This is a genomic window from Pseudoalteromonas rhizosphaerae (genome assembly GCF_902498845.1).
Classification (GTDB): domain Bacteria; phylum Pseudomonadota; class Gammaproteobacteria; order Enterobacterales; family Alteromonadaceae; genus Pseudoalteromonas; species Pseudoalteromonas rhizosphaerae.
Genome location: NZ_CABVLM010000001.1, coordinates 556340 through 581263, shown reverse-complemented (window position 1 = coordinate 581263; position 24924 = coordinate 556340). Strand labels below are relative to the sequence as shown.

General features: G+C 39.0%; 24 protein-coding genes. 13 read left to right on the top strand and 11 right to left on the bottom strand.

Translation table 11 applies throughout. From position 1 onward, the window contains the following. The first annotated feature begins 2 nt into the window (after nucleotides 1-2). From PSR9079_RS02350 to PSR9079_RS02325, 6 genes are read left to right on the top strand one after another with little or no spacing between them, the layout of a single operon-like run. Nucleotides 3-1283, top strand: coding sequence for a TolC family protein (locus PSR9079_RS02350; protein WP_016900204.1), 1281 nt, complete (start codon nucleotides 3-5; stop codon nucleotides 1281-1283). 8 nt (nucleotides 1284-1291) lie between these two features. Then, on the top strand, nucleotides 1292-2530 hold the full coding sequence (locus tag PSR9079_RS02345) for an efflux RND transporter periplasmic adaptor subunit (protein ID WP_029609994.1): 1239 nt from the start codon (nucleotides 1292-1294) through the stop codon (nucleotides 2528-2530). A gap of 9 nt (nucleotides 2531-2539) precedes the next feature. Further along, nucleotides 2540-5683, top strand: a complete 3144-nt coding sequence (locus PSR9079_RS02340; protein WP_016900202.1) for an efflux RND transporter permease subunit — start codon at nucleotides 2540-2542, stop codon at nucleotides 5681-5683. Further along, nucleotides 5673-6368, top strand: a complete 696-nt coding sequence (locus PSR9079_RS02335; RefSeq protein WP_008467202.1) for a HupE/UreJ family protein — start codon at nucleotides 5673-5675, stop codon at nucleotides 6366-6368. The genes PSR9079_RS02340 and PSR9079_RS02335 overlap by 11 nt, the downstream gene beginning before the upstream one ends. A 13-nt stretch (nucleotides 6369-6381) precedes the next feature. After that, entirely contained in the window at nucleotides 6382-6909 is a 528-nt protein-coding gene (locus PSR9079_RS02330; protein ID WP_016900201.1) for a hypothetical protein, read from the top strand. Nucleotides 6910-6937: 28 nt separating this feature from the next. Continuing rightward, nucleotides 6938-7264: a DUF6488 family protein gene (locus tag PSR9079_RS02325; RefSeq protein WP_016900200.1), complete on the top strand. Its 327-nt coding sequence runs from the start codon at nucleotides 6938-6940 to the stop codon at nucleotides 7262-7264. Nucleotides 7265-7480: 216 nt separating this feature from the next. Here PSR9079_RS02325 and PSR9079_RS02320 read toward each other — a convergent pair whose 3' ends face one another. From PSR9079_RS02320 to PSR9079_RS02285, 8 genes are all read right to left on the bottom strand, one after another. Next, a complete protein-coding gene (locus PSR9079_RS02320) occupies nucleotides 7481-8212 on the bottom strand; it encodes a MauE/DoxX family redox-associated membrane protein (protein ID WP_016900199.1) in 732 nt (243 codons plus the stop codon). 33 nt (nucleotides 8213-8245) lie between these two features. Beyond that, the gene (locus tag PSR9079_RS02315; protein WP_016900198.1) at nucleotides 8246-8755 is read right to left on the bottom strand and encodes a DUF305 domain-containing protein; all 510 of its coding nucleotides are present in this window, start codon (nucleotides 8753-8755) and stop codon (nucleotides 8246-8248) included. A 142-nt stretch (nucleotides 8756-8897) separates the two neighbouring features. Beyond that, nucleotides 8898-9422, bottom strand: coding sequence for a DUF411 domain-containing protein (locus PSR9079_RS02310; protein ID WP_016900197.1), 525 nt, complete (start codon nucleotides 9420-9422; stop codon nucleotides 8898-8900). A gap of 9 nt (nucleotides 9423-9431) precedes the next feature. Next, nucleotides 9432-9920, bottom strand: a complete 489-nt coding sequence (locus PSR9079_RS02305) for a YybH family protein (RefSeq protein ID WP_002963268.1) — start codon at nucleotides 9918-9920, stop codon at nucleotides 9432-9434. 20 nt (nucleotides 9921-9940) lie between these two features. Next, nucleotides 9941-10846, bottom strand: a complete 906-nt coding sequence (locus PSR9079_RS02300) for a copper resistance D family protein (RefSeq protein WP_029609993.1) — start codon at nucleotides 10844-10846, stop codon at nucleotides 9941-9943. A gap of 11 nt (nucleotides 10847-10857) precedes the next feature. Further along, nucleotides 10858-11265, bottom strand: a complete 408-nt coding sequence (locus tag PSR9079_RS02295) for a copper resistance CopC family protein (protein ID WP_016900194.1) — start codon at nucleotides 11263-11265, stop codon at nucleotides 10858-10860. A 22-nt stretch (nucleotides 11266-11287) separates the two neighbouring features. Continuing rightward, entirely contained in the window at nucleotides 11288-12151 is an 864-nt protein-coding gene (locus PSR9079_RS02290) for a copper resistance protein B (RefSeq protein ID WP_024606961.1), read from the bottom strand. Beyond that, nucleotides 12148-13962 carry a copper resistance system multicopper oxidase gene (locus tag PSR9079_RS02285; RefSeq protein WP_149980292.1) on the bottom strand — a complete coding sequence of 605 codons (1815 nt, stop codon included), beginning with the start codon at nucleotides 13960-13962 and terminating at the stop codon, nucleotides 12148-12150. The genes PSR9079_RS02290 and PSR9079_RS02285 overlap by 4 nt, the downstream gene beginning before the upstream one ends. Before the next feature lie 166 nt (nucleotides 13963-14128). Here PSR9079_RS02285 and PSR9079_RS02280 point away from each other — a divergent pair, with 166 nt between their 5' ends. From PSR9079_RS02280 to PSR9079_RS02260, 5 genes are all read left to right on the top strand, one after another. Beyond that, a complete protein-coding gene (locus tag PSR9079_RS02280) occupies nucleotides 14129-14815 on the top strand; it encodes a heavy metal response regulator transcription factor (protein ID WP_024596891.1) in 687 nt (228 codons plus the stop codon). Beyond that, nucleotides 14805-16202, top strand: a complete 1398-nt coding sequence (locus PSR9079_RS02275) for a heavy metal sensor histidine kinase (protein WP_149980291.1) — start codon at nucleotides 14805-14807, stop codon at nucleotides 16200-16202. Before PSR9079_RS02280 ends, PSR9079_RS02275 begins: the two co-directional genes overlap by 11 nt. Nucleotides 16203-16319: 117 nt before the next feature. Beyond that, a protein-coding gene (locus tag PSR9079_RS02270; protein WP_138626444.1) for an IS3 family transposase occupies nucleotides 16320-17470 on the top strand; the annotation gives its coding sequence in 2 pieces (ribosomal slippage) (nucleotides 16320-16575 and nucleotides 16575-17470; 1152 coding nt in all). Between the two features lie 376 nt (nucleotides 17471-17846). Continuing rightward, entirely contained in the window at nucleotides 17847-18410 is a 564-nt protein-coding gene (locus tag PSR9079_RS02265; RefSeq protein ID WP_149980290.1) for a lipid-binding SYLF domain-containing protein, read from the top strand. Between the two features lie 404 nt (nucleotides 18411-18814). Next, nucleotides 18815-19159 (top strand): hypothetical protein, encoded by a 345-nt coding sequence (locus PSR9079_RS02260; RefSeq protein WP_149980289.1) that lies wholly within the window; start codon nucleotides 18815-18817, stop codon nucleotides 19157-19159. Nucleotides 19160-19306: 147 nt separating this feature from the next. Here the strand turns inward: PSR9079_RS02260 and PSR9079_RS02255 are convergent, their stop codons facing one another. Both PSR9079_RS02255 and PSR9079_RS02250 read right to left on the bottom strand, forming a co-directional pair. Further along, nucleotides 19307-20353 carry a patatin-like phospholipase family protein gene (locus PSR9079_RS02255; RefSeq protein WP_149980288.1) on the bottom strand — a complete coding sequence of 349 codons (1047 nt, stop codon included), beginning with the start codon at nucleotides 20351-20353 and terminating at the stop codon, nucleotides 19307-19309. A 73-nt stretch (nucleotides 20354-20426) separates the two neighbouring features. Beyond that, nucleotides 20427-21833 carry an alanine/glycine:cation symporter family protein gene (locus tag PSR9079_RS02250; protein WP_149980287.1) on the bottom strand — a complete coding sequence of 469 codons (1407 nt, stop codon included), beginning with the start codon at nucleotides 21831-21833 and terminating at the stop codon, nucleotides 20427-20429. Nucleotides 21834-22129: 296 nt separating this feature from the next. Between PSR9079_RS02250 and PSR9079_RS02245 the strand changes: the two genes are divergently transcribed. Continuing rightward, on the top strand, nucleotides 22130-22777 hold the full coding sequence (locus PSR9079_RS02245) for a helix-turn-helix domain-containing protein (RefSeq protein ID WP_246175474.1): 648 nt from the start codon (nucleotides 22130-22132) through the stop codon (nucleotides 22775-22777). Between the two features lie 50 nt (nucleotides 22778-22827). Further along, the gene (locus PSR9079_RS02240) at nucleotides 22828-23694 is read left to right on the top strand and encodes a DMT family transporter (protein WP_149980285.1); all 867 of its coding nucleotides are present in this window, start codon (nucleotides 22828-22830) and stop codon (nucleotides 23692-23694) included. Nucleotides 23695-23777: 83 nt separating this feature from the next. On the opposite strand, the gene PSR9079_RS02235 is transcribed toward PSR9079_RS02240, so the two are convergent. Then, nucleotides 23778-24758 carry a patatin-like phospholipase family protein gene (locus tag PSR9079_RS02235; RefSeq protein WP_149980284.1) on the bottom strand — a complete coding sequence of 327 codons (981 nt, stop codon included), beginning with the start codon at nucleotides 24756-24758 and terminating at the stop codon, nucleotides 23778-23780. Between the last annotated feature and the right edge of the window lie 166 nt (nucleotides 24759-24924).

Sequence of the window (24924 nt, the reverse complement as noted above, 5' to 3'; positions counted from 1 at the left end):
AAATGAAATTTTTCAGTCGTCATTTCACCCACAAAAAACCGATCGCCAGTCGGTTTTTTGTGGGCTTATTTATATCTTTCTCAGCACTACCATGTTTTGCAAGTTCTGAGACTTATCAAACATTAAACCTAAAGCAAGCAATCTCATTCACACTTGCTAACAACCCGCAACTACAGGGCTACTTTTACCGAGACAAAGCGCAGCAAGGTAAGATAAAACAAGCAAATATAGGCCAAAGAGCGCAAATAGGCTTAATGGTTGAAGATGCTTTTGGGACAGGTGAGCATAGTGGTTTGCAAAATATGCAATCAACCTTAACTTTTTCTTGGCTGATGCAACAAGAGCAAATTGATAGTCGCGTAAAAGCAAGCCAGTCTGAACTTGAGCAGATACGTATAGAGAAACAAATTCTTGCACTTGATTTAGCTGCGATGACCGCGAAGCTATTTATTCAACTACTGGTGAAAGAAGAGGCGCTAAAGCTCAATAAAATGGCTGTAAGGCAAGCTAATGAGGTTATAAATGCAATTGATGAACGGGTTCGTATAGGTAAGTCATTATCAATTGATAAATACTTAGCCGAGGCTGAATTAATTAATCAAGAATTACTCCTCGAAGATCTTGAGCATGAAATAGCCAGTGGAAAATATCAGCTTTCTGCCTTGTGGGCAGAGCCTCGCACTGACTTTACACTTGCAGGTAACTTATTGCAGTTACCTAAAATTGTAGATTTTCAGTCACAGTTCGAGCGCTTTAAAAATGCGCCTCGTTTGATGCAGTTAGCAAGTCAAAAACGTATTGCACAATCACACATTGAATTAGCTCAAATTGAAGCAAAACCACAATGGCAATTTACAACAGGCTTACGTCGCTATGAATCAACGGATGACTTTGGGCTCGTGGCCGGTGTTTCTATTCCGTGGGGAGCATCTGGCAGCAATGCCGGAACGGTCGCTAAGTTACGTGCCGAGCAAGATGTATTAACAGCGCAAGCGAAGAGTTTAACTCAACAAGCTAATAGCCAGCTTTATGCTTTGCTTCAAGAAGTTAAGCATTCTGTTCATGTAATTACCACCTCAAAAAATGAAATCATTCCCACGCTAGAAACCGCGCTTACCCAAGCAAAACAAGCATTTAACGTTGGTAAATTGAATTACAACCAGTGGAGTAGCGTGCGTCAGGCGCAATTAAGCGCGCAATCAGAACTACTTAGCGCTTATGAAAGCTTACATTTACAGCATATAGAAATTCAGCGTCTTACTGGCGCATCGATAGAACAATGAGATTATTTATGAAAACGACAAACTTTATTCCCTCCATAACCGTTGCCGTATTACTCGGCCTCAGCGCGGGGGTACATTTACCCGCTAGCGCAGTATCAACACCTACTACAGAGCAAGCAGAGCCTGAAAAAGGGCCGCATAATGGTCGTATGCTTCGTGAAGGAAGCTTCGCATTGGAGTTAGCGATTTTCGAAACAGGCGTACCACCTGAGTTTAGAGTATGGTTAACGGATAATAAAAACCCAATTAATCCCGACGATGTTGAATTAACGGTTACGTTAACCCGATTAGGTAATGTGATTGATGATATTAAGTTTATTAGCCAAAGTGACTTTTTACGTGGGGATATGGAAATTTACGAACCGCACTCTTTTATTGTCACAGTAAATGCGAGCTACCAAGGAAAAAAATATCGTTGGCAATACGATAACCTAGAGGGGCGAACAAAAATCGAACCCGCAGTAGCAGATGCAATGGCGATTGAAACTGCAATTGCAGGGTCTCAAAAGCTTCATCAAACGATCCCTGCTTATGGACAGGTTTGGTTACCGCCGAGTGCGCACCGCACTGTTTTTGCACGTTTTGAAGGTGTTATTACACACTTAAATGTAAAGCTTGGCGATAAAGTAAATAAAGGCCAAACTTTAATGACGATTGAAAGTAATGAAAGTTTAAACCCCTATGAGATAAAATCGCCTATTGCTGGTTTTGTCGCAAAACAAATGGCTAATTCAGGTGAGCAAACGAATAACCGAGAACTGCTTGTTATCACAGACGCGAGTCAATCTGTCGTTAAATTAGCAGTCTACCCGAGCGATTACAGCAAAGTATCTCAAGGCACTCTAGTGAGCATTAAGGCAGAAGGTAGTCTTGTGAATACTGCTGGTAAGGTATCATTTATAGAGCCAAAAGTTAGAAGTGATCAGGCAAGAATGGTGTGGGTTACGTTGGCACAACAGGCTGAGCCTTTGTTGGAAGGGAGTTTTGTTAAAGCCGATATTGAAACTGCTTCTTTTGAAGTTCCTTTAGCGGTAAAGAAAATAGGCTTACAGAGCTTTCGTGATTTTACGGTCGTGTATGCAAAAGTCGCTGATGAATATGAAGTCAGGATGCTTGAGCTGGGTCGTTCAGATGCAACATGGGTAGAGGTACTAGGTGGACTGCCTGCTGGTACTGAGTATGTTACTGAAAATAGCTACATCATCAAAGCCGATATTGAAAAGTCTGGCGCGTCACACGATCACTAGGAGAGCGTAATGTTAGAATCGATTTTACGCTTTGCTATAAAGCGAAATATCCTCGTTCTTGTCATGGTATTAGCCATTGCAGGATTAGGCTTATGGAATTTTACTAAACTGCCTATTGATGCAGTACCTGATATAACTAATGTTCAGGTTATGATCAACACCGAAGCGCCAGGCTATACGCCGTTAGAGGTTGAACAACGCGTTACTTTTCCCCTCGAAAATGCATTAGCTGGGCTACCAGGGCTTGTAAACACACGTTCTGTGTCTCGTTATGGTTTATCGCAAGTTATTGCTATTTTTTCTGATGATACCGATGTTTACTTTGCTCGCCAGTTGGTTAATGAGCGGCTGTCTAGTGCTCGTTCCGAGTTACCGATAAACCTTTTACCTGAGCTTGGCCCGATAGCTACTGGGTTAGGTGAAATTTTTATGTTTACGGTTGATGCTATACCTGGCGCTAAAAACCCCGACGGTAGTGAGGTAACTCCCATTGATTTACGAACAATACATGATTGGACAATTCGCCCTCAATTAATGCGGGTGCCAGGTGTTGTTGAAGTAAACCCTATTGGTGGTTACGAGCGAGAAATTCTCATTGCGTTTAAACCTGAAAAACTACTGGCTTATAATCTTACCTCAGCAGATGTTGTTGATATTATTGGTCAAAACAATCAAAACCAAGGCACAGGATTTATTGAAAAAAGCGGTGCACAATGGTTAATTCGCGTCCCTGGTCAGGTGGCTGATTTAACTGAAATCACAAATTTACCCATTAAAACCATCAACGGTAGCGCAGTGTTTATTAAAGATGTTGCCACTATAAGTGATGGTAAGGGGCTTCGTACCGGTGCTGCTACTCAAAATGGCCGCGAAGTGGTGATGAGTACCGTGTTCATGCTAATAGGAGAAAACAGCCGCACAGTTGCACAAGGCGTGGGTGAAAAGTTAAAAGAAATCAATGCCAGTTTACCCGAAGGTATAGTTGCAAAAGCCGTCTATGACCGAACTAAACTGGTAGATAAAACGCTTAATACTGTTCAAACTAACCTGCTCGAAGGGGCCATTTTAGTTATTGTTGTATTATTTATATTACTGGGGAATTTCAGAGCCGCATTTTTAACGGCTTTAGTGATCCCATTTGCAATGTTGATGACAATAACCGGTATGGTACATACGCGAGTCAGTGCAAACTTGATGAGTTTAGGGGCATTAGATTTTGGTCTATTGGTTGATGGTACGATAATTATCGTCGAAAACTGCTTACGTCGTTTAAGTATGAGAGGTGATACCCCTCTTTCTTTAAAAGCACGTTTAGACATTGTTTTTACGGCTACACGAGAGGTTATTCGACCCGCTTTATTCGGTGTATTCATCATCACCGTTGTTTATTTACCTATTTTCGCGCTTGAAGGCGTTGAAGGAAAAATGTTCCATCCAATGGCATTAACGGTTGTGATTGCTTTGCTTTGTTCAATGGCGCTTTCGATCACATTTGTGCCTGCAATGGTCGCCCTATTATTTAAAAAGCCAATTAAAGAAAAACCTAATCATATTATGCTGGGGTTAAGCCGTGTTTATAAACCAGTACTCGCATTAGCATTAAAAGGCCGCTGGGCAGTAGTACTAATCGCTTGTTTACTTGTGACATTTTTTGGTTATCAAGCAACACGCTTAGGGAGCGAATTTGCACCAAATCTTGATGAAGGTGATATCGCTATGCACGCGCTTCGTATTCCAGGTACTTCCTTAAGCCAAGCGATTGAGCTACAAAAAGTCTTGGAAGAAAAAATTACGCAGATGCCTGAAGTAGAACGCGTATTTGCAAAAATTGGTACCGCGGATGTAGCAACAGATGCAGTACCACCTAGCGTAGCTGATAACTTTATTATTCTAAAACCACGAGATCATTGGCCAAACCCAAATAAATCTAAAGCTCAAATAGTAGAAGAGTTAGCTGCACTAGTCGAGCCTATTCCAGGTAACAGATATGAATTCTTACAGCCAATTCAAATGCGCTTTAATGAATTATTAGCAGGTGTACGCGCTGAGCTGGCAATTAAAGTGTTTGGTGATGACTTTGAAACACTTGCTGCGTTAGGTAAAGAGATTGAATCTGCTATTGGAAATGTTGACGGTATTGCCGATTTAATGGTTGAGCAAACAAGCGGGTTGCCAATGCTTGAAATTATACCCAATACTGAAAAGCTAAGTCAGTTTGGTATAAGCAAAGCACAAATTCAGTCACAGTTAGCTACCGCATTAGGAGGAACTATCGCAGGTAAATATTATCAAGGCGATATTCGCTCTGATATTGTTGTTCGCTTAGACGAGACACAGAGAAATAATGTTGAAAAGTTGGGTTATTTACCTATTAGCCTACCTAGTGGAAGCTCTATCCCATTGCAAGAATTAGCTACCATCAAGCTAACTAATGGTGCAAATCAAATAAATCGTGAGAATGCCAAACGTCGTATTGTAGTAACCACCAATGTGAGGGGGCGAGACTTAGGAAGTTTTGTAGCTGAGATTCAGAAAGTGGTTAAAAGTAAGGTAGATATTCCTACTGGCTACTGGGTTGAATACGGTGGTACCTACCAAAAGCTACAATCAGCCTCTGAGCGTTTAACTATTGTAGTACCCGTGACACTATTAATGATTATAGGCTTGCTTATTTTAGCGTTAAATTCACTCAAAGATGCCGCTATTATTTTTACCGGTGTGCCTTTAGCGCTTACGGGCGGAATCGCAGCACTGCTGTTACGTGATATACCATTTTCAATATCTGCTGCGGTCGGTTTTATTGCTTTATCTGGCATTGCAATATTAAACGGCTTGGTGATGGTATCGTTCATTCGCGAATTACGCAGCTCAGGAATAGGGATTAATCAAGCGATAACAGAAGGAGCGTTAACACGTCTCCGTCCTGTTATAACCACTGCATTGGTTGCATCATTAGGGTTTATTCCTATGGCGCTTAATACAGGGATTGGCTCAGAAGTACAGCGGCCTTTAGCAACCGTGGTAATTGGCGGCATTATTTCGTCGACCTTACTAACATTATTTGTGATCCCCGCACTGTATCGACTTTTACACAATGAAAAGGAGTCTATTTTGACTGAAAGTGAAACGTTGGAGCAACATGATGTCAACTAAAATAATAAACGTTAGCATAATGATTATGGTGCTTGTTTTGGCTTTTCTTAGCTTTGAGACCTTGGCCCATGGAGTTGATGACAGCACTCGCGCTTTTTTAGAGCAAAACCAAGGCGTACAGTTTGTGCCATTTATTTATATTGGTGCAAAGCACATGATCACCGGTTACGACCATATATTGTTTTTAATCGGTGTTATCTTCTTTTTGTATCGCAGTAAAGAGGTTTTGCTGTATGTCACCATGTTCACCATCGGCCACAGCACAACGTTACTATTAGGTGTGCTTGGCGATATTCAGATTAATGCCTATTTAATTGACGCTATTATTGGTTTTTCAGTTATTTATAAGGGCTTTGATAACTTAGGTGGGTTTAAGCGTTGTTTTAATTGGCAGCCAAATACAAAAATGGCGGTGCTTATTTTTGGTTTGTTTCATGGCTTTGGTCTAGCAACCAAGTTACAAGAGTTTCAATTACCCGAAGATGGATTACTGACAAACCTAATCGCCTTTAATATTGGCGTAGAGCTTGGCCAATTTTTAGCGCTCGCAGTTATTTTAATTGCCATTAATGTGTGGCGTAAACGGCCGTCATTTCATCGTTTTTCAACATTTATCAACGGTGCGTTAATGAGTGCCGGCTTAATGCTAGTCGGCCTTCAATTAACCGGCTATATAATTAATTAATTTAGAGAAATATATGCAACATACAGTTAGTTCAAAAACACTTATAAAAGCCAGTATCACCGCTTCATTAGTTGCGATAATCGCCTTTGTGCTATTTATCCTTCCGGCAGAATATAACATTGATCCAACCGGACTCGGTAAACAACTGGGCGTTACTAAAATAGCTCAGGCATCAGCGCAAAAACCACTTAAAACATCAGATTCATTGCAAGTGGGCAGTGATGAGTTTCAAACAATTGAAGTCACTATCCCTGCAAATCGCGGGGTTGAATATAAATTTGAGATGCAACAATATGAAAAAATGACCTACGAATGGATGACCGATGGCGCTTCTTTACATTTTGATTTACACGGAGAGCCAGCAGGAGACACAACCGGTTACTTCGAAAGCTATGCAATTGCCAATTTAAGCGAAATGAAGGGCAGCTTTACCGCCCCATTTGGGGGCTCACATGGCTGGTACTGGAAAAACAACTCAGATAACCCCGTAGCTATACAGCTTTTAGTAAAAGGACAATATAAAGTAATTGGCTTAAAATAATAAACTTAAAACTTAATAGGAGAAAACAATGAATAGATTAATTCCAATAGCATTAGTTTGTATTTCATTAATGAGTACTGGTGTTCTAGCACATAGTGATCATGGTCACGTTAGCGATCAACAAGCTATTAGTATTGCAGCTAAATCAATAAAGAAATTGGCCTTTAAAGACTATGGTTTTGAGGTTGGAAAACTAAATGATTCTTGGAAAGGTATTTCTTCAGAAGCATTTACTGTCGTAAACGAGAGCGATGATACTTATATTATCCAAGCATCAAATGATAGTGAACAAGTTTATTTCAAAATAGCTAAAAATGGTCAGCTTGTAGATGTAAAATCGAAGAACGATTTCTAATCTAATTGTTAATTGGCACTGTGAGTTTTTACAGTGCCAATTAACTATTTATCGTCAAAAACACTTTTAGCTAATTAGCAATCGAAGTTGGTGAGGTCTTCGAAGTGTCAGAACAGATTGATGCTGGACTCAAAGAGATAATTCAGACTTTAGACTGAGTCAGGTACCCCCATAAATAAACTGTTCATTATATTTTTAAATTAAATACTTTATCTTCTACCTGGCAAGCATCCATATCCCAGCAGCGATCATAAACAGGTTTTCTGTAAGTGAAATAAAGCCTAACGGTACATTACTATCACCGCCTACACATGCACATTTGAGTTCCCGCTTATCTATATATACGGCTTTAAAAACAGAAACAGCACCAACACCACCAATAAATAATGAAATAGGAGCAATACTATATGCTGGCAACCCAGCTATCATTCCAATACCAACAAACGCTTCTAAAAATGGGTAAACATAGGCATACCTCACTACTTTCATCGCCACTAAGTCATAAGTGATAAATGAATTTGAGAAACTAAATAAATCTTGAAGTTTTTGTATTGCCAACACAGCCATAGTTAACGCAACAAATAGCTCCACGGTTTTCATGGAAATTAATCCATGACCCATTGCAAAACTAAATGCCAAACTTAGTAAAAATGCGACCGCGAAGATTGCAATAACCGGGGTGTAAGTTGTACCTTGCTGTCCAGCTTTTGGCTTATCAAAGTAATCACGTAAGTCGTCATAACCACCGATACGTTTATCAGCAATAAATGTTTGTGGTGTGGTCTCTACGTTGTGCTTTGCTTTAAATTTATCTGTTTGTTCACGAGAAGATAATAAGTGATCATTAACATCATAACCCTCGCGTTCTAGAAGGTCTTTTGACTTTAAGCCAAATGGGCAAATATGCTCATCTGTTGCCATTCTATAAAGCTCTGCTGATTTACTCATGTTTAGCTCCCTTTTACGTATTCTTATAAAATTTTACTTAGCATTAAAATCCGGTACAGCTCTAGATTGTGCTTGTTCCTGAGTTTCTGCTAGGCCATTTTTTTCTATATCGTTCAGTAACCACTGCATCTCTTTAATCTCACGACGCTGTGCTTCAATAATATTTGTTGCAAGCTCTTGGACGCGCTTGTCTTTGATATTAGCTCTATCACTAGTCAGTATAGCGATTGAATGATGCGGTATCATGGCTGACATCCAAGACTGATCGTTGACCGTTATTTGCGAACGTACTAAAAATAATGCGCCTACAAAGCTAATAATGCTGATCCCTAAAACTACGCTGTTTTTCTTTTTATCCTTATACATATTTAGCATAAACAACAGCATAACTACCGCCATTGCAGCCCCCATATAAATAGCCATATAGGTACGCGTTTCACTAAAAAACACATGGCTTAGCTGATAACTATTCAAATACATTAGTACAAACATGACTAATGTTGATGTGGCTATCATTAAGAAAAATTTTAAATACTGTGACATTACAATGGCTCCTTTTCAGTTGTTCAACTTGTATTTTATTTATACTAAGGGGTATTACTTACAATTTATAAGGCGTAAGCCCACTATATATTTAATCATCGCATCAATACTTACGGCTAACTCAATAACTATGCCATAAGAGTTAAAACTGCACTGCGTATTTGCTGATATGCTTATAAGTATGTTGCTGTGAATCTTGAGTAAGTACTTCAATATTATATTTATGAAAACGATTGCCCATCTCCATACCTGGCGTGCCAACAGGCATTGCCGGAACTGTCAGCCCGATCGTTTTCTGAGGGTGTTGTTCAGCTAAAAACTGCTTTATATATTTAGCTGGCACGTGCCCTTCAAAAACATACCCATCGGCTGAAACAGCGCTATGGCATGAGCGCATATTTGGCTTTATTTGATATTGAGCTTTAATTAGCCCCATATCAGCAACATCTATTGCTTTTGTTTTAATGCCACTTTCATTAATATGCTCAATCCATTTTTTACAGCACCCACAGTTTTTACTTTTATAAACTGTCAACTCAATCTCTGTTTTATCTTTTTCTATGGCCTCTTGGACTGGCAATACACTGTGTGGGTTTTCCATACTTTTTACTGATATAGACACCGCCAACATCACTGAAAGTGCAGTTGTTATGTACGTTAATCGCATGTTACTTCCTTAATTTGACCAATGAATATGTGTGATTTTCCAGCCATTGCGGGTCTTTTTTAGAGTCATTGACTCCATACCCGTTGTGTTAATGGCTTTACCTTTGTAGCTGCCCATCGTTTCACTTCGCGAAATGGAGTAAGCGATATCACCACTTATATAAACCTGATGTTCTAATAGTTTGCTATTAACCGAACTGAGGTATTTCATATCCGCTAGCATGTGGTGATTTGCATATTCATCGGCAGAACGCTCAACGCCTCCGCCTTCAAAAATAATGACGTTATCAGCTAATAATGAGCGAGCTTTTTTTTGATCACTTTGATTTAATGCTTGGTGAAAGGCACTTACTGCTTGCGCAGCTGGGGTATCGGTACCAACAAATAACACACGCTCATTTGCATGTTCCTCATTCTTGTGTGCGCTTACAGCTAGTGAGTTCAATGCGCCAAAAAGTAATAGCGATGTTATGATTATTTTTGCAGAGTTATTAAACATGTTGCTCTCTTTTTATTAAATTAATTTGGGGGACCAACAAGTGTGGTGAACACGCTTGTTGTAATAAGTACAAAAGCAGCTATCAGCATTTCTACACTGATGGAACGTTTTAGTGTACCTACATGCTGTTTTTGGGTGATTCTCGGAACTAAAATTAGTTTGTGCCAAGCCCCCATCATAAGCATCGCGCTCACTAGTAGCAGTTTTAGCAAAATTAATTGCCCATAACTTGACGTGAACAGCGCTGATAACGAATGCAGGTAATTAAGCAAAAGCGCTAAACCTGAAATAAGCAGCACAAATACAACGATGATGGCTAAGTGCCCAAACAGGTGCATTACCTTCTTAACTTCATGAACAGATAATATGGTACAGCTTTTATATAGTGGCCACAGTGACCCCACCCAACTTGCTATTGCAAGAAGGTGAAAAGTTAACATGCTTTTTACTAACCCATTTTCATTTGCACTGTGACCTGTGAAAGTGAAGCTATATGCAATAGATATAAGCAAAACCAACATAACTGTATTATTTATAACCACTGCAAAACGGTGCTTTATGTTAATGCGCCAATTAAGTGCAACAATCATAGCCACAAAAAGCGCTGCGCCTCTGAAAAGAGCTTGTTCTCCTATAACTGATTGCCAAACAATCTCTTGCATAAAAGGGTCTAGCATTCCCGCTACACCAGATTCTGCAATTGCACCAGCTTCAATTGGTACTTGTAAAATGACAGCAATAAAACCCAATGCCACACATTGAATTTGCCAGCGCTTTAAATACTGAGAGAAACTTATAAAGTGATGACCAGATAAATTACTGGCGATAATAAAACGAATTAAAAAAGTACCAGCAAGTGCGGCCAAAGCACTATAGCTTGCTAGCTTTAATAATAGTAAAAGTACTGACCATTCACTTACTTGTATCATGCTGCTACTTAATGATTGTGTTTGCTGTGGGCATTAGATTGTTCTTGCATCATATTACTTGACTCACTTTGATGTACCATAAAAGAAAACGAATCTGACATTTTATGTCCATCCCCCCCAAGTACTGTCCATTTAACCGTGTAGGTACCATGTGCTAAACTCGGCAGCGACCAATTAAAGTCTGTGCTTGGGGTGGAGCTAGGTTTGAAATCAAAGTTTATTGATTTATTTTTTTCATCTTTGATGATGACTTTTGCTAGCCTTACTTCACCACCAAAAGTTAACGAAAGTTGCTCTGGGCTTTTCATTAACATGGCTTCTTGCGCAGGTGTTGATTGCTTGAGTGATATATGTGCTGATGCGGAAAATGTAAGCACTAAACCTAAAATAACTACTGCAGAATTAAATAACTTCATAATTACCTCTTATTTAAAATGATTAAAACCAAAATTTAATACCCGCAACAAATGCGGTGTTATTGCTACTTTGTCCACTTGATGTGGCATAGTCGGCGGTACTGCCAAATTTATTGCTCCATTCAACGCCAATATAGGGCGCAAACTGGCGTGTAAACTCATAACGAACCCTAAAGCCAATCGCGCTGCTTGATAGGCCACTTCCAAGTTCGTTTTGTTTATCGTTTTTGCCATAAAGTGTAATTTCGGCTCGCGGTTGTATAATTAACTTTTGCGTGAGTAGTAGTTCGTACTCTGCCTCTAACGTAAATGCGGTACTGCCTCGCTCACCTACGTACGCTGTCATATCAAGTTCAAACCAGTAAGGGGCTAAACCTTGTAAGCCAAAAGCCAACCATTGCCGATTTTCACCTTCTTTATTGTAATCAAGACGAACACCTGCTTGAGTATCCCAATATGCTGATACGGCGTGACCCCATAAAATATCGGTTTGGTTTTCCTCAAGGCTTCCTTCGCTGAAATCCCCCTCAGTTTTAACTACCAATCGATCAAAGGTAGTGCCGTACCATGCTTGTAAGTCAAATACACCTGCATTTGCTTGCTCATTATATTCAAGACGATCGCCTAGTAATGCGTAAAATGGATGCTCATCAGCGAGTGTTAATCGCTCATTGCCCTCAAGCACATATGGGCCTTCTGTTAAAGTTGTTCCCGCAGAGTAAGCATGAGGGTCTCTTGCATCTTTAGGTGCATCTCCCCCTTGTGGTTGCATCTTAGCGCTACTCTTTTGTGCCATTTCACTTTGCGCTAATAAAGGGAAGCTAATTAATGAAGCCCCAGTTAACATTAATAAACCTAATGATTTAGATAGTTTTAATTGTTTCATGATACGACTACCTCTCTAAACATGCCGGCATCCATATGGAATAATAAATGACAATGCCAAGCCCAGCGCCCTACATCGTGAGGGGTGGTTAAGAAGCTGATTCTTTGTGCGGGTTGAACAGGTATCGTATGACGTCGCACTTGCACATCACCTTGCTCGTTTTCTAAATCACTCCACATACCATGCAAATGCATAGGATGTGTCATCATGGTATCGTTTTGTAAAATAACTCTTAAACGTTGGTTATGCTTCATATGCACTGGCGTGCTTTTACCAAATTCTAAGCCATCAAATGACCAGCTATAACGCTCCATGTTGCCGGTTAAATGCAGCTCAATTTCAGCTTCTGGCTCTTGCTGGTTAGTGATCCCTTCAAGTGAGTGTAAATCTGCAAGTGTTAAAACACGGCGACCATTTTTACGTAAACCAATACCGGGATCATCAAGATTTGTTCTAGGCATATCAACGCGCATATCAACTGAGGCTCCATACTCCGTTTTTGCATGACGCACTTTAGAGCTGGCAACCGCCAATGGGTTTTCAGACATACCATGTTTGCTATGATCCATCGCCATTGCACCGTGGCCCATTGCGCTATGATCCATTTTTTTAGAGTTCATGCCTGACATACCAGCCATTGCAGAATGCTCACCGCCGTGGGTCATATTGCCCATCATATCGGTCATCGTTAACCACTCAACAGGATCCAGAGCAGGTATTGGCGCATCAATATTAGGTGCCGTTGATAAAGTTCCTTTTGCGTAACCTGAGCGGTCCATGCTTTGAGCAAAAATCGTATACGCATCATTTTTTGGCTCAACAATCACGTCATAGGTTTCACCAGGGCCGAATCTAAATTCATCAACTGTCACTGGTTCAACGTTTTGCCCATCTGCTTGTACAACCGTCAGTTTTAGCTCGGGGATACGCACGTCAAAAAAGCTATTACTAGAGCCATTAATAAACCTTAACCTAAGCTTTTCACCGACTTTAAATAATCCACGCCAGTTTGCCATTGGAGTACTACCGTTCATTAAAAAAGTCATTGCTGATGCAGATAAATCAGCTAAGTCTGTAGGGTTCATTCGCATCTGATTCCACATTTTTCGGCGCTGTAGAGCATTTGAAATACTGCTGCTTGAAACGTCATCGAAAAACTCTGGAACAGTAGGTTGATTGAAGTTAAATACATCACTCTGTACTTTTAATTTACGGAACAGCGCCATAGGGTCATCATCAGTCCAATCAGATAATTGAATAACATGTTCGTTATCTGCACTAATAATATCGTTTTCTCGCGGTTCAATAATTAATGCACCGTACATCCCTGTCATTTCTTGAAAACCACTGTGGGAGTGATACCAATATGTACCGCTTTGCTGTAGCTTAAATTTATAAATAAAGGTTTCGCCCGGCATAATGCCTTTAAAACTGATACCTGGCACGCCATCCATTTGATACGGTAAAATAATGCCATGCCAATGAATTGAACTCGGTACTGATAACTTATTTGTTACTCTAATAGTAACATCATCGCCTTCTTTGAGGCGCAAGGTAGGGGCGGGTATAGATCCATTGATAGTTGTCGCCATACGTATTACGCCAGTAAAGTTAACCGGCGATTCATCTATAACCAGATCAATTACTTCGCCGCTAAGTTCGGGCACAGTGCCTGTTATTGTTCCTGCTACTAAAGATGATGCAGCATGTAATACACTCGGAAAAGCCGCAAGTACACCTCCTGCAATTAAGCCTTGAACAAATCGTCTTCGTGGTGTGCTAACCTGTTGTGATGACTTTTTAAACCCCATTTCCTTACTCCTTCATAGCAGAATATGTATTGAGTATAGAAAATAGACCTGTCTTTAACATGACGCGAACATTACAAAGTTGTAATCTTGGTGTCATGTTGCTGTAGTGACAGATACTGCATAATATTTGCAGAGGTAGTTGTTAGGACTTTAATGAAGGAATAGTATGCGCTTATTAGTTGTTGAAGATGAAGCAAAAACGGGAGATTATTTAAAACAGGGACTCAGTGAAGCTGGTTTTCAGGTTTCTTTGACGCGCAATGGTCTTGACGGTCATCACCTAGCAATGACCGAATTGTTTGATGTAATAATACTTGATGTTATGTTACCTGACGTATCAGGTTGGAAAATTTTACAGTCGCTACGTGAAGCAGATAACAAAACCCCAGTACTATTTTTATCTGCTCGCGATAGCATAGACGATAGAGTAAAGGGGCTCGAACTTGGTGCTGATGACTATTTAATAAAGCCTTTTGCTTTTGCTGAAGTTTTAGCAAGAGTACGTACTCTTATTCGCCGTCGTGCAGTGCAAACAGTTGACGATATACTGATCGTTGCTGATTTAGAAATGGATATTCCAAAGCGAAAAATACAACGTGCAGGCAAGCGTATTTTATTGAGTAATAAAGAGTTTAGCTTACTTGAACTATTGTTACGGCGCGAAGGTGAAGTATTGCCACGTTCGTTAATTGCTTCTCAAGTATGGGATATGAATTTTGATAGTGACACCAATGTGATTGATGTTGCCATTCGTAGACTAAGAGCAAAAGTTGATGATGACTTTACTGTTAAATTAATTCATACAGTTCGTGGTATGGGCTATAAATTAGAGGTTGAAACTGATGACTATTAAGTCACGACCTTTATCACTTACGATGCGTGTTGTGTTGTTTGTGGCTGTAACCGTTATTGCGTGCTTAACTTTAGTTGCTTTTTTAATAAATAGTTCAATAAAGCATCATTTTTTTCAGCAAGATAGCAGTGAACTACATGTTATTAATCAATCTATTGAATTTGTTTTAACACAACAGTATAAATCAAACCTGAAGCTTAAAAATGAATTATCTAACGCTGTTGCGGGTCATCACGGTGTTTACTATCAGGTAAATACTGCAAAAGGAGATCTCATTTTTCAAAGCTCTGAACGAGATTTTAGTGATTTTGCAATGAGTGCAAAGGCTTCAACTGGCTTTAACAGTAACAACATTATCTCATGGCAAAATGGTACTCACACCTACCGAGCTCTGGTGAATAATTTAAGTACTGGGCAACAGCAATACAAGATTACTACAGCGATAGACATGAGCTTTCATTTACACTTTCTCAATCAATTTCAGCAAAGCCTTTGGGCTATTATGTTTGGTTCAGCGGTACTCATTTTATTGGTGGCTTGGTTTGCTATACATCAAGGATTAAACCCTTTACGAGGTGTAAGTCAGAAAATGCATGATATCCAAACTAATAAAATGGATGTAAGGCCTGATGAAAATAAAGTGCCTATTGAACTTGTTAATATGGTGCAATCTTTCAATTTAATGCTAGACAGGCTTCAAGGTGAATTTATCCGGCTATCAAATTTTTCTAGTGATATTGCTCATGAACTACGCACACCTCTTACCAATATAATAACTCAAACGCAGGTTGGCCTATCTAAAAAAAGGCAATCCGAAGAGTACCAAGAGTTATTATTTTCTAATCTAGAAGAGTTGGAACGACTAACTAAGATGGTTAGTGACATGCTTTGGCTGGCAAAAACCCAAAACGGCCTAATTCAACCAACCCAAGACATTTTATCCAGCCATGAAGAAATTGAAGCGCTGTTTGAATATTTTGATGCTTTAGCTGAAGAATCATCGTTGATACTTAATAAAGCAGGTGAAAACATCAGTTTTTATTGTGATAAACTACATTTTCGTCAATTGTTATCAAACCTGTTATCGAATGCTATAAGATATGCACCGAAGGGGTCATCAATTACGGTAAGTAGTGAAATAACATCTGTTGAAAAAGTATGTATCTGTGTGAGTAATACCGGTGAGAAAATACCTTCTGCACATTTACCTTATTTATTTGACCGCTTTTATCGACCAGATAAGTCTCGGCAACGCCATAGTGATGGAGCCGGTTTAGGGCTTGCAATAGTTAAAGCTCTAGCGCAAGCAAACAGTGGTGATGTAGAGGTCAGTTCAAATAATCAAACTACCAGCTTTAAAGTTTTTTTTAATTTAGCTAAAAGCTAATTATTAAAATTAATAACTCAATGTTTGCTCTCAGCATTTTGGCGAAGTTTAACTTGATCTGAACCAATAGTTTTGGACACCTCATTAAGTGAGTAAACTAACTCATAGAGGTGAAACATGACAACTAAGACCAAACGTAAATCCTATTCAGAAGAATTCAAAGAAGAAGCACTAAAGCTGGCGAGTAAAGTAGGTTTTGCTCAAGCTGCCAGAGAATTAAGTGTCGCAGAGTCCCAGCTTTACTATTGGCTAACTGCTGCTCTGAAAAAGGCATCTACATCAGATAGAGAAAGTACGTTAGCTACCGAGAATGCTCGTTTGAAACGCCAACTAGCGGTGCAAGCAGAGGAGCTAGACATATTAAAAACAGCCGCCACCTACTTCGCGAAAAATCAAAAATAACACGATTTGAATTTATGCAAAGCTACCGAAGCACATTCAGCGTTATCAGAATGGCTAAGGTACTTTGTGTATCGCCAAGTGGGTTTTATGCATGGATAAAATCATGTGAGCACGTGTGTAAGCGCAAACAACAACAGCAAATGTTAGATACTCAGGTCAAAGCCGTATTTGTTGACAGTAAAGAGCGAGACGGTGCGAGACGTATCCAAGTCGAGCTGGCGGAGCAAGGGAATAAACATGATGTAAAAACCATCAACAGAAGCATGGGACGTCAGGGTTTAGTAGCTAAAGCAGCTCGTAAATTCAAGTCGACCACCGACAGTAAACACAATTTACCTGTGGCCCCTAATTTACTTGAGCAGAACTTTACCGCCGATAAGCCCAACCAAAAATGGGCAGGTGATATCACGTATCTAATGACCAGCGAAGGATGGCTTTACCTCGCTGTGATTATCGACCTGTACTCGCGCTCAGTGATTGGTTGGTCAATGAGTACACGCATGACATCATCTTTGGTGTGTGACGCCCTGCAAATGGCTATCTGGCGCCGAGGTAGACCTAAAGATGTCATTGTACATAGTGATAGAGGCAGCCAATATGCTTCCCATGCTTATCGTGATTTATTAAGCGAACATCATTTAATGCAAAGTATGAGTCGTAAAGGCAACTGCTGGGATAATGCGTGTGTGGAAAGCTTCTTCCATTCACTCAAGGTCGAAGCCATCCAATATGAGCCTATTATGAACCGAGAAACCATGAGGCAGCATGTATTTGAATATATAGAAATTGATTACAACAAAAAGAGAAGGCATAGTGCGTTAGGCTATTTAAGCCCCGAGAAATTTGAACAACTAAATGTCGCTTAACGAAGTGTCCACTAATGATGGTTCAGATCACTTAATAAAAAAAGACAGCAAATACACTTGAATAGGGGAGAAGCATTAAGCTTCTAACCTAATATTTTCGTATATTCCTATTTTTACGTATTAACGATTATTAAAAAATTAGAATCCATTTGGTTAGTGTTCATTATAGTTGTTGTAAAATAAGTACATAGATTAGGAAAATTGAGATACACAATGTGTATCTCAATTTAAATTATAACTTATTGTTATAATATTAAAAAATAGAAAGTACACAGTAATCACTATATATTATGTAAAGTATTGGACTTAGTGAATAATTATATTGTTAAGCTAATCAGATAATACCAAGGCAATGTTGCTGGTTTAAGGAAGGCATATGAAAAAGTTAATAGTTTTAAGTTTAGTTGCACTTACATTAGTCCTGTCTGGTTGTGCTACAACAGGTAGTGCTTCTCCAACTGAAAAGCGTAATCTAGTGCAAAATATGCGAGCAGATACACTCAGTAAATTATACAAAGAAAAACCAGATGTTAAAGAGCAAATTAAAAATGCCGCTGGTTATGCAGTATTTGATAATGCTAATGTCAATGTTGTTTTAGCCAGCTTTGGTGGCGGCTATGGTGTGGTTAAAAATAATTTGACGGGTAAATCCACTTTTATGAATATGGGTGAAGCTGGTTTAGGACTTGGTTTAGGTGTTAAAGACTTTAACGTTGTAATGGTTTTTCATAATCAAGCTGCGTTAAATCGTTTTATTGAAAATGGTTGGGCCTTCGGTGGCAATGCCGATGCAGCGGCAAAATACCAAGATAAAGGCGGTGCACTTGTTGCCGAAGCCATTGCAGATCAAGTAACTGTTTATTCATTAACCGAAAATGGCCTTGCATTACAAGCCGTACTAAAAGGCACTAAATTCTGGGTAGATTCTGAGCTAAATTAAGCCAGTAAAACCCTGCTAAAAGTGGGCTAGTTTGTATAATTACGCCCACTTTAATTCATTTCAGCCTATTTAACATAACGTAATTTATGGGTTATTAGTTAATAGCTATAATTTTCAAACGCGTCGGCCAAACCAAATCTCAATTATGTATCGGGGCTACCTCCAACTGGCCCATTATCATGACAACATTATAAACACGCCTTGAGGAAACACTAATCTTTCTGATGTATAATTATCACACAGATATATATGGTCATTAAGAGAGTCCTAAATTATGTATAAAATACTAAAATCGCATAACAAAATATAAGATAAATCTCATTAAGAGCGACATGGCCAATTACTTAGAATTACTAGTAAGAGATCCTAAAGGACAAAATTAACTTAATATAAAAGGTGAGTTAATGAATAAAGTAACGCGAATAGAATCAGGTAAATATTCCGTTTCAGACGGTAGGTTTATAGTCAAAAGTGGCTCTAGTTGGTATGTTCTCCAAGAAGATGGTAATAATGATTTTGGGCCTTTACCTACACTTTCAATTGCCAAAGAGTATGTTACTACAGGAACAATTGAATCTAAAGAGCCTAACCGCTCTACTCAGCATACTAGAAGGCAAAGTAGAAAAGCCTTTCATGCACATATAGCAGCAGAGTCTAAGAATGGTAATCAAGGCCCTCTTATTATTTATATAATTATTGCTCTTTTAATGTTTATCGTTGGAATAGCTATTGAAGTAAATAAAACTTAATTAAGGCTTGTCCCTATGTATCACAAAAGTCAAACTGTCACACCTGACAGTTAACTTAATTACTAATAAAAGAGGGCTTTCGCCCTTTTCTTTATATTACGTACCGTAATTTTTGCGTTGTTAACCTACATTACTTGATAGATTAGATCATTCAATTATTTTCAGCTCAATATTTTCGCTATTGAGTTTTTTATCAAAATCAACGGCTAGTTTTTCAGTCTCGCTAAATACTGTTCGCCAATATTTTATACGTGTATCCGCATCGAGATCTGTAAAGTCGTTTCTGTCGGGGATTTTTCCGTAAGGTAAGCTGGCGATGAATTTTTTAGAGGGTGTGATCATAACCACGTTATCGTAATTTTCAGCGGCGACTTTACGTTTTAAGCTTTTATCAAACCACCCTGCTTTTGGATCTGAATTGAAATGTGGATATAGAATAAGTCCAGGATTGTTAATTTTAAAATCAAAGTGGTAATCAACAATACCACCATCGCGATACATACCAGGCGGCGATCCAGCTATATTTTTAATGCCTTGCATAACAAGTGGTATTGAGCCCGATGCGAGTAACGCATCCTTTAAGTTATCCGTTGTTAAGTCTAGTTGGGTGGTTTTAAATTTATAATTATCTTCAAGTTGAAAGTTACTGTTTGGAGCTTGATATATAAACCGCTCAAATTGCTTTGTCAAAAATCGACGGTTAACTCGATTACTTAAATAGCTTTTTGTCAGCCCAAGCAGTTGCAACGCTTTTTGCTCACTGGCTACTAAGCCATTTGATTTAGCAACAATAAAATGTGATTTGAAAACTGGATTATTAATTATTTCAGCAACACCATTGTCGCCAAATACATCTTCTAGTAACGCACGGGCTTTAGTTGTTATTTCTTGCGGTGTTGGTTTATTACTCGAGTAACGAGTTTCACTGTATGATTTTGCTAACCGCGTAATGGCGGCAACGGGATCATTTTGTGAAAAACACGCAGCGCGAAAAGCGCCAGCCGATGATCCAATTAAATTGAGTTGCGATGATCGGTTTTTAAAAAACTCACCAAAAATATACTTATCTAAACCAAATAAAGTAAACCATTTAGGGCCACCGGATGCACCTAAAAAGGCATTAAAAAGGTCGGGCTTAAAACATTGTTCTGTAATTATTTTTGCCGCAGTTTTACCTGCATATATATCAATCATAAAAATACTTAATCATTTTCAACAACCAGCAAGGTGAATACTTATGCAAAAAACCTCGCGACAATAGTCATGTTTAGTGCCAAATACCCTGCTCGGTTTTACCTTGAATGAGCACATTTTTTGCATTAAATTCAGGCTCAATACCTTCAGCTCGTTGCCTATTATAATCGTCTGTGACATTTAAAATAGTCGGGGTGAGCAGTATTATGGCAATTACATTGACAACTGTCATCAAGCCAAGAGCAATATCGGCTAAATCCCATACTTCTTTTAATGTGGCAGACGCCCCCCACATCATCATTGATAGATATAAAAATGTGTAAATGCCGCGCCCTACTTTATTATCGAGCTTAAATAAATGTAGGTTACTTTCGGCGTAAGCGTAATTAGCCACTACCGAGGTAAAGGCAAATAAAGTAATGGCTGCTGCTACAAAGTACACTCCCCCTTGTGCTAAGTGTGCGGTCATTGCCGCTTGTGTTAAGCGAATGCCTGCCATCTCACCACTGATATCAATATCAGCCAGTAATATGATCACTGCGGTACAACTACACAACACGATAGTATCAAAAAACACCCCGAGCATTTGAATATACCCTTGCGTTACTGGGTGATTTGGAATAGGCGACGCACTTGCTGATGCATGCGGCACACTACCTGCACCGGCCTCATTAGAATATAAACCACGTTGAATACCGTTTTTGATTGCCGCGCCCATTGCGCCTGCACCGGCTTCTTGCAGCCCAAAAGCAGATAAGAATATATCCTTCAACATAGCAGGCACTTGGGTGAAGTTAATCAAGGTAATAATCACAGCTGCCAGTACAAATACAATGCCCATCACCGGCACTACTCGCTCAGCAAAGCGGGCAATAGCTTTAAAGCCACCGAGTATAATAGAGCCTGCAAGTAGGGTTATGACTATGCCTGAATATAAGGTTGGAATTTCAAAAGCGAAATTAAGCGCATCAGTAATGGTGTTGGTTTGCATCGCGCTAAAAGTAAAGCCGTAACCTAAGAACAAACACAACGCAAACGCGATAGCGAGACTACGGCTGCCTATTCCTTGTTGAATATAATAAGCGGGGCCACCTCTAAATTCGCCTTGGCTATCGCGTACTTTATACACTTGGCCAAGTACGCTTTCTGCAAAACCGGTCGCCATGCCCAGTATGGCAATCACCCACATCCAAAATATGGCGCCACTGCCTCCTAATGATATCGCAACAGCAACACCTGCTAAATTACCAGTTCCAACCCGCGCACTTAATCCGGTGCACAGTGCTTGAAACGAACTAATGTCGTTTTTATTGCATTTGCTACTGCCTTTGAGAAGGCTGAACATGTGTTTAAATTTAAAAATTTGAATCAGTTTTAAGCGTACTGAAAACCAAATACCTGTAAACAGTAAAATGTAGATCAGTATTTGTCCTTCACCCCAAAGCAGGTTATTTATACTGCCTACGATTAAATCAAACATGTTTGCCCTTGTTATTATTTTTCAACACGAAATAGAATACATATGCTGAATTTAAGAATATTTAGTTAGCAATACTTTATCGTGCTGTTATAAATTAGCAAGTATTGAGTGTATTAAAATAACAAAAAGTTATTTACAACACCCTACAACTCCCTTCATGATTGTTTGTCAGTAGCAATTATTAAATTTAATAGATGAATAGCTTATCGATTCGATACTACACACGAAAAATCCACAGCCACCAGCACCACTATCATCAACTTGTTTTACCACTTTGTGGCTATATAGAACTTGAAATGAATAATTTCGCGGCGCCTGTTGGTGTTGGTCAATGTGTTGTGATCCCTAAAAATACTCTACATGCGTTTAAATCAGATGAAAATGCACGTTTTATAGTGGCCGATTTATTAGAGCTCCCAAATAACTTAACGACGATGAATGCCCCCTGTTTCAGTATTGACGATAAATTAATGAGCTATCTAAGTTTTACCCAAAAGCAGTTGCAAGGTGTAACTAACATAGATGAAGCAGCGTTATGTTTTAATTTATTTTTGGTGTTACTCAGGCAACAAACTACCAATGCGACTATTGATCCGCGGATAAATAACGTTTTGTTATTAATAAAAAAAGATTTATCGATAGACTATACATTGAATGATATGGCAGCGGTTGCATATTTAAGTGTTACTCAATTCAAAGCGGTTTTTAAGCAATGTATGCACACCAGCCCGGTTAAACATCACACGCAATTAAGAATGGAACATGCGCGTTCCTTACTTTGTTACTCTGATTTACCTATAGCAGTAATTGGTGAACAGGTTGGTTATAACGACCCATCAGCTTTTAGTCGCGCCTTAACTTGCTACTTCAAACAATCCCCCACGAGACTTAAAAAAGCAGCTTTAACGTCAACAATATCGCCTTTTAAGCACAGTGTTAGATAGTAAAATTGATAAACTACCTTTATCAATTAATTTTTAATTAAATGTTTGCTATGTCTACAATTTTCGGCGTATTAGCTATTTTTTTATGGGGTGCATTAGTACTGTTGGGTAATTTAACTAAAGCATTACCGGCTTTTCAATTACTATTTATGTGCTTCTTTGTGTCGTTCTTATTGCTGTTTATTAAACGGCTTGTTACCAAGCAGCCTTTGTTAGCTCTGCCGACACTTGGTAAGGCGCAAACAATTATTGGTATAGTTGGCTTATTTGGTTTTCATTTTTGTTATTTTATGGCACTTAAATATGCACCATTGATTGAAGTTAGCCTGATTGTATATTTATGGCCATTGTTATTGGGTGTTTTTGTCGCACGGTCTGAAAACAAAATAAATGCGATTATAGGCGGGCTGGTTAGTTTTATAGGGATCGTGTTTTTAATTAGTGATGGCAGTGGTTTTACTATCAATAGCCAGTACTTTTTAGGCTACCTATTTGCTGCGAGTTGTGCGCTATTATGGTCGAGTTATTCATTGTTCATGACTCGCTTTGATAATCACGTTGATGATATTGGTTGGCTTTCTCTTTATGTAGCTATTTTGGCCTTATTGGCACATATATATTTTGAACAAACAGTCACGCGTTTTTCATTAACGCAGACTGTAGGTATTTTTTTGTTAGGGTTAGGACCTGTCGGTGGCGCATTTTACTTATGGGACATCGCTTTAAAAAGAGGTAATAAAACGTTACTTGCCTCTTTGAGTTTTTTAACACCGTTACTTTCTACCGTGTTACTGGTTATGGCTCAACAAATACATTTTTCATGGGCAATTTTAATTGCATTGGCATTTGTTTTAATTGGCGAAGCGATCAGTAATTATAAATGCAGGCCTCGGAGCGTTAATGCGAGCCATTTATGACTCGCTTATTAATTACAAACTAACAACACAGGATACTTATCCAACTCACATACAACTGATCGGAATAAATTCATCAACACCAATTAGTTAGCCACAGCAACAGGGTGGGTACTGTTTGCTGGGTATTGCTCAGTAAAATAGTTATTACCTGCCAATAAACCTAATTTATAATCATGACGTAGATCACTGGTTGAACTACCAAGTAATTTGCTCGAAAGCTTTTGGTTTGCAAAAATTTGTATTATTTCTACATCTTTCGGAGGATTGGCAATAAATGCTAACTCATCCTCATACGCTTGTTCGTGTTGTAATAAGTAATCTAAGGTTTTTGGGCAATATCCTGATGCACAAACAAACGCTTTTAACTTGTTTACCCATGCCGATTGCGCTTGAAAGTCTTGATCAACTGTGCGGATCACCACAATTTTACGTGCACCACGATTGTAGGCTTCGCGCACTGGTAGTGGCGCAGCAAGGCCACCATCTAGGTAAAAGTCTGACTCAGCGTGTACGTCGGTTTTATCTATTTCATTAGCAGCTAATGCATTTAACCATGGCGTGAGTTTTACACCTTGTTTATATAAAAATGGCAGTGCACTTGACGCTTTCAATAGATCTCGCCATTGCTGGCCTTCACCGGTTGGTGATAAAAAATAAGGTTTTCGATCACGGGCATTAGTGGCGGTAATAAGTAACTCCCGTTCACCCAAACTGGCTTTTGCAGTTTTAAAATCAAGTGCTCTGTTAACTTCGGTAGTTTTATCAAAGTACCAGTCTAAGTCGACTATATGTTTACCTACTAAACCACGGCCTAATTGAAAAAATCGTTTGTGACGCGAAAGCCCTCTTATTAAGCGTTTGGCATACCCTTTTTGGCGAGCTAAATAGCTAGTAAGGTTTTGTGAACCTGCTGAAGTACCAATAAATAAATCGAATGGGTCATATTCATGTTCAAGCCATGCATCGAGTACACCTGCGGTGAAGATCCCTCGTTGCCCACCACCTTCCGCGATCAATGCTGTTTTATCGAAAGTATTTGTGATTTTGGGGTCTTGAGGTTTCAAAATATGCCTTCCTTTGTAATTAATTTACTGGTTTATACCTTCATTTTAATGTGTTTAAATCAAACGTTAAAATTGATTATATAAATCGAATTGATTATAAAAACAGAACGCAAGCTTAAATAAGATTAGTGCTGTGTTTTGCACTTTTAAGTAGAGTTCAGAAACT

What these genes read in the sequence shown, in the direction of transcription:
- PSR9079_RS02285 (WP_149980292.1), bottom strand. Translation starts at nt 13,962, where the DNA reads ATGGGGTTTAAAAAGTCATCACAACAGGTTAGCACACCACGAAGACGA.
- PSR9079_RS02305 (WP_002963268.1), bottom strand. Translation starts at nt 9,920, where the DNA reads ATGTTTAATAACTCTGCAAAAATAATCATAACATCGCTATTACTTTTT.
- PSR9079_RS02255 (WP_149980288.1), bottom strand. Translation starts at nt 20,353, where the DNA reads ATGATTGATATATATGCAGGTAAAACTGCGGCAAAAATAATTACAGAA.
- PSR9079_RS02295 (WP_016900194.1), bottom strand. Translation starts at nt 11,265, where the DNA reads ATGAAGTTATTTAATTCTGCAGTAGTTATTTTAGGTTTAGTGCTTACA.
- PSR9079_RS02260 (WP_149980289.1), top strand. Translation starts at nt 18,815, where the DNA reads ATGAATAAAGTAACGCGAATAGAATCAGGTAAATATTCCGTTTCAGAC.
- PSR9079_RS02315 (WP_016900198.1), bottom strand. Translation starts at nt 8,755, where the DNA reads ATGTCACAGTATTTAAAATTTTTCTTAATGATAGCCACATCAACATTA.
- PSR9079_RS02250 (WP_149980287.1), bottom strand. Translation starts at nt 21,833, where the DNA reads ATGTTTGATTTAATCGTAGGCAGTATAAATAACCTGCTTTGGGGTGAA.
- PSR9079_RS02310 (WP_016900197.1), bottom strand. Translation starts at nt 9,422, where the DNA reads ATGCGATTAACGTACATAACAACTGCACTTTCAGTGATGTTGGCGGTG.
- PSR9079_RS02290 (WP_024606961.1), bottom strand. Translation starts at nt 12,151, where the DNA reads ATGAAACAATTAAAACTATCTAAATCATTAGGTTTATTAATGTTAACT.
- PSR9079_RS02280 (WP_024596891.1), top strand. Translation starts at nt 14,129, where the DNA reads ATGCGCTTATTAGTTGTTGAAGATGAAGCAAAAACGGGAGATTATTTA.
- PSR9079_RS02350 (WP_016900204.1), top strand. Translation starts at nt 3, where the DNA reads ATGAAATTTTTCAGTCGTCATTTCACCCACAAAAAACCGATCGCCAGT.
- PSR9079_RS02335 (WP_008467202.1), top strand. Translation starts at nt 5,673, where the DNA reads ATGTCAACTAAAATAATAAACGTTAGCATAATGATTATGGTGCTTGTT.
- PSR9079_RS02340 (WP_016900202.1), top strand. Translation starts at nt 2,540, where the DNA reads ATGTTAGAATCGATTTTACGCTTTGCTATAAAGCGAAATATCCTCGTT.
- PSR9079_RS02240 (WP_149980285.1), top strand. Translation starts at nt 22,828, where the DNA reads ATGTCTACAATTTTCGGCGTATTAGCTATTTTTTTATGGGGTGCATTA.
- PSR9079_RS02320 (WP_016900199.1), bottom strand. Translation starts at nt 8,212, where the DNA reads ATGAGTAAATCAGCAGAGCTTTATAGAATGGCAACAGATGAGCATATT.
- PSR9079_RS02345 (WP_029609994.1), top strand. Translation starts at nt 1,292, where the DNA reads ATGAAAACGACAAACTTTATTCCCTCCATAACCGTTGCCGTATTACTC.
- PSR9079_RS02275 (WP_149980291.1), top strand. Translation starts at nt 14,805, where the DNA reads ATGACTATTAAGTCACGACCTTTATCACTTACGATGCGTGTTGTGTTG.
- PSR9079_RS02245 (WP_246175474.1), top strand. Translation starts at nt 22,130, where the DNA reads ATGAATAATTTCGCGGCGCCTGTTGGTGTTGGTCAATGTGTTGTGATC.
- PSR9079_RS02325 (WP_016900200.1), top strand. Translation starts at nt 6,938, where the DNA reads ATGAATAGATTAATTCCAATAGCATTAGTTTGTATTTCATTAATGAGT.
- PSR9079_RS02265 (WP_149980290.1), top strand. Translation starts at nt 17,847, where the DNA reads ATGAAAAAGTTAATAGTTTTAAGTTTAGTTGCACTTACATTAGTCCTG.
- PSR9079_RS02330 (WP_016900201.1), top strand. Translation starts at nt 6,382, where the DNA reads ATGCAACATACAGTTAGTTCAAAAACACTTATAAAAGCCAGTATCACC.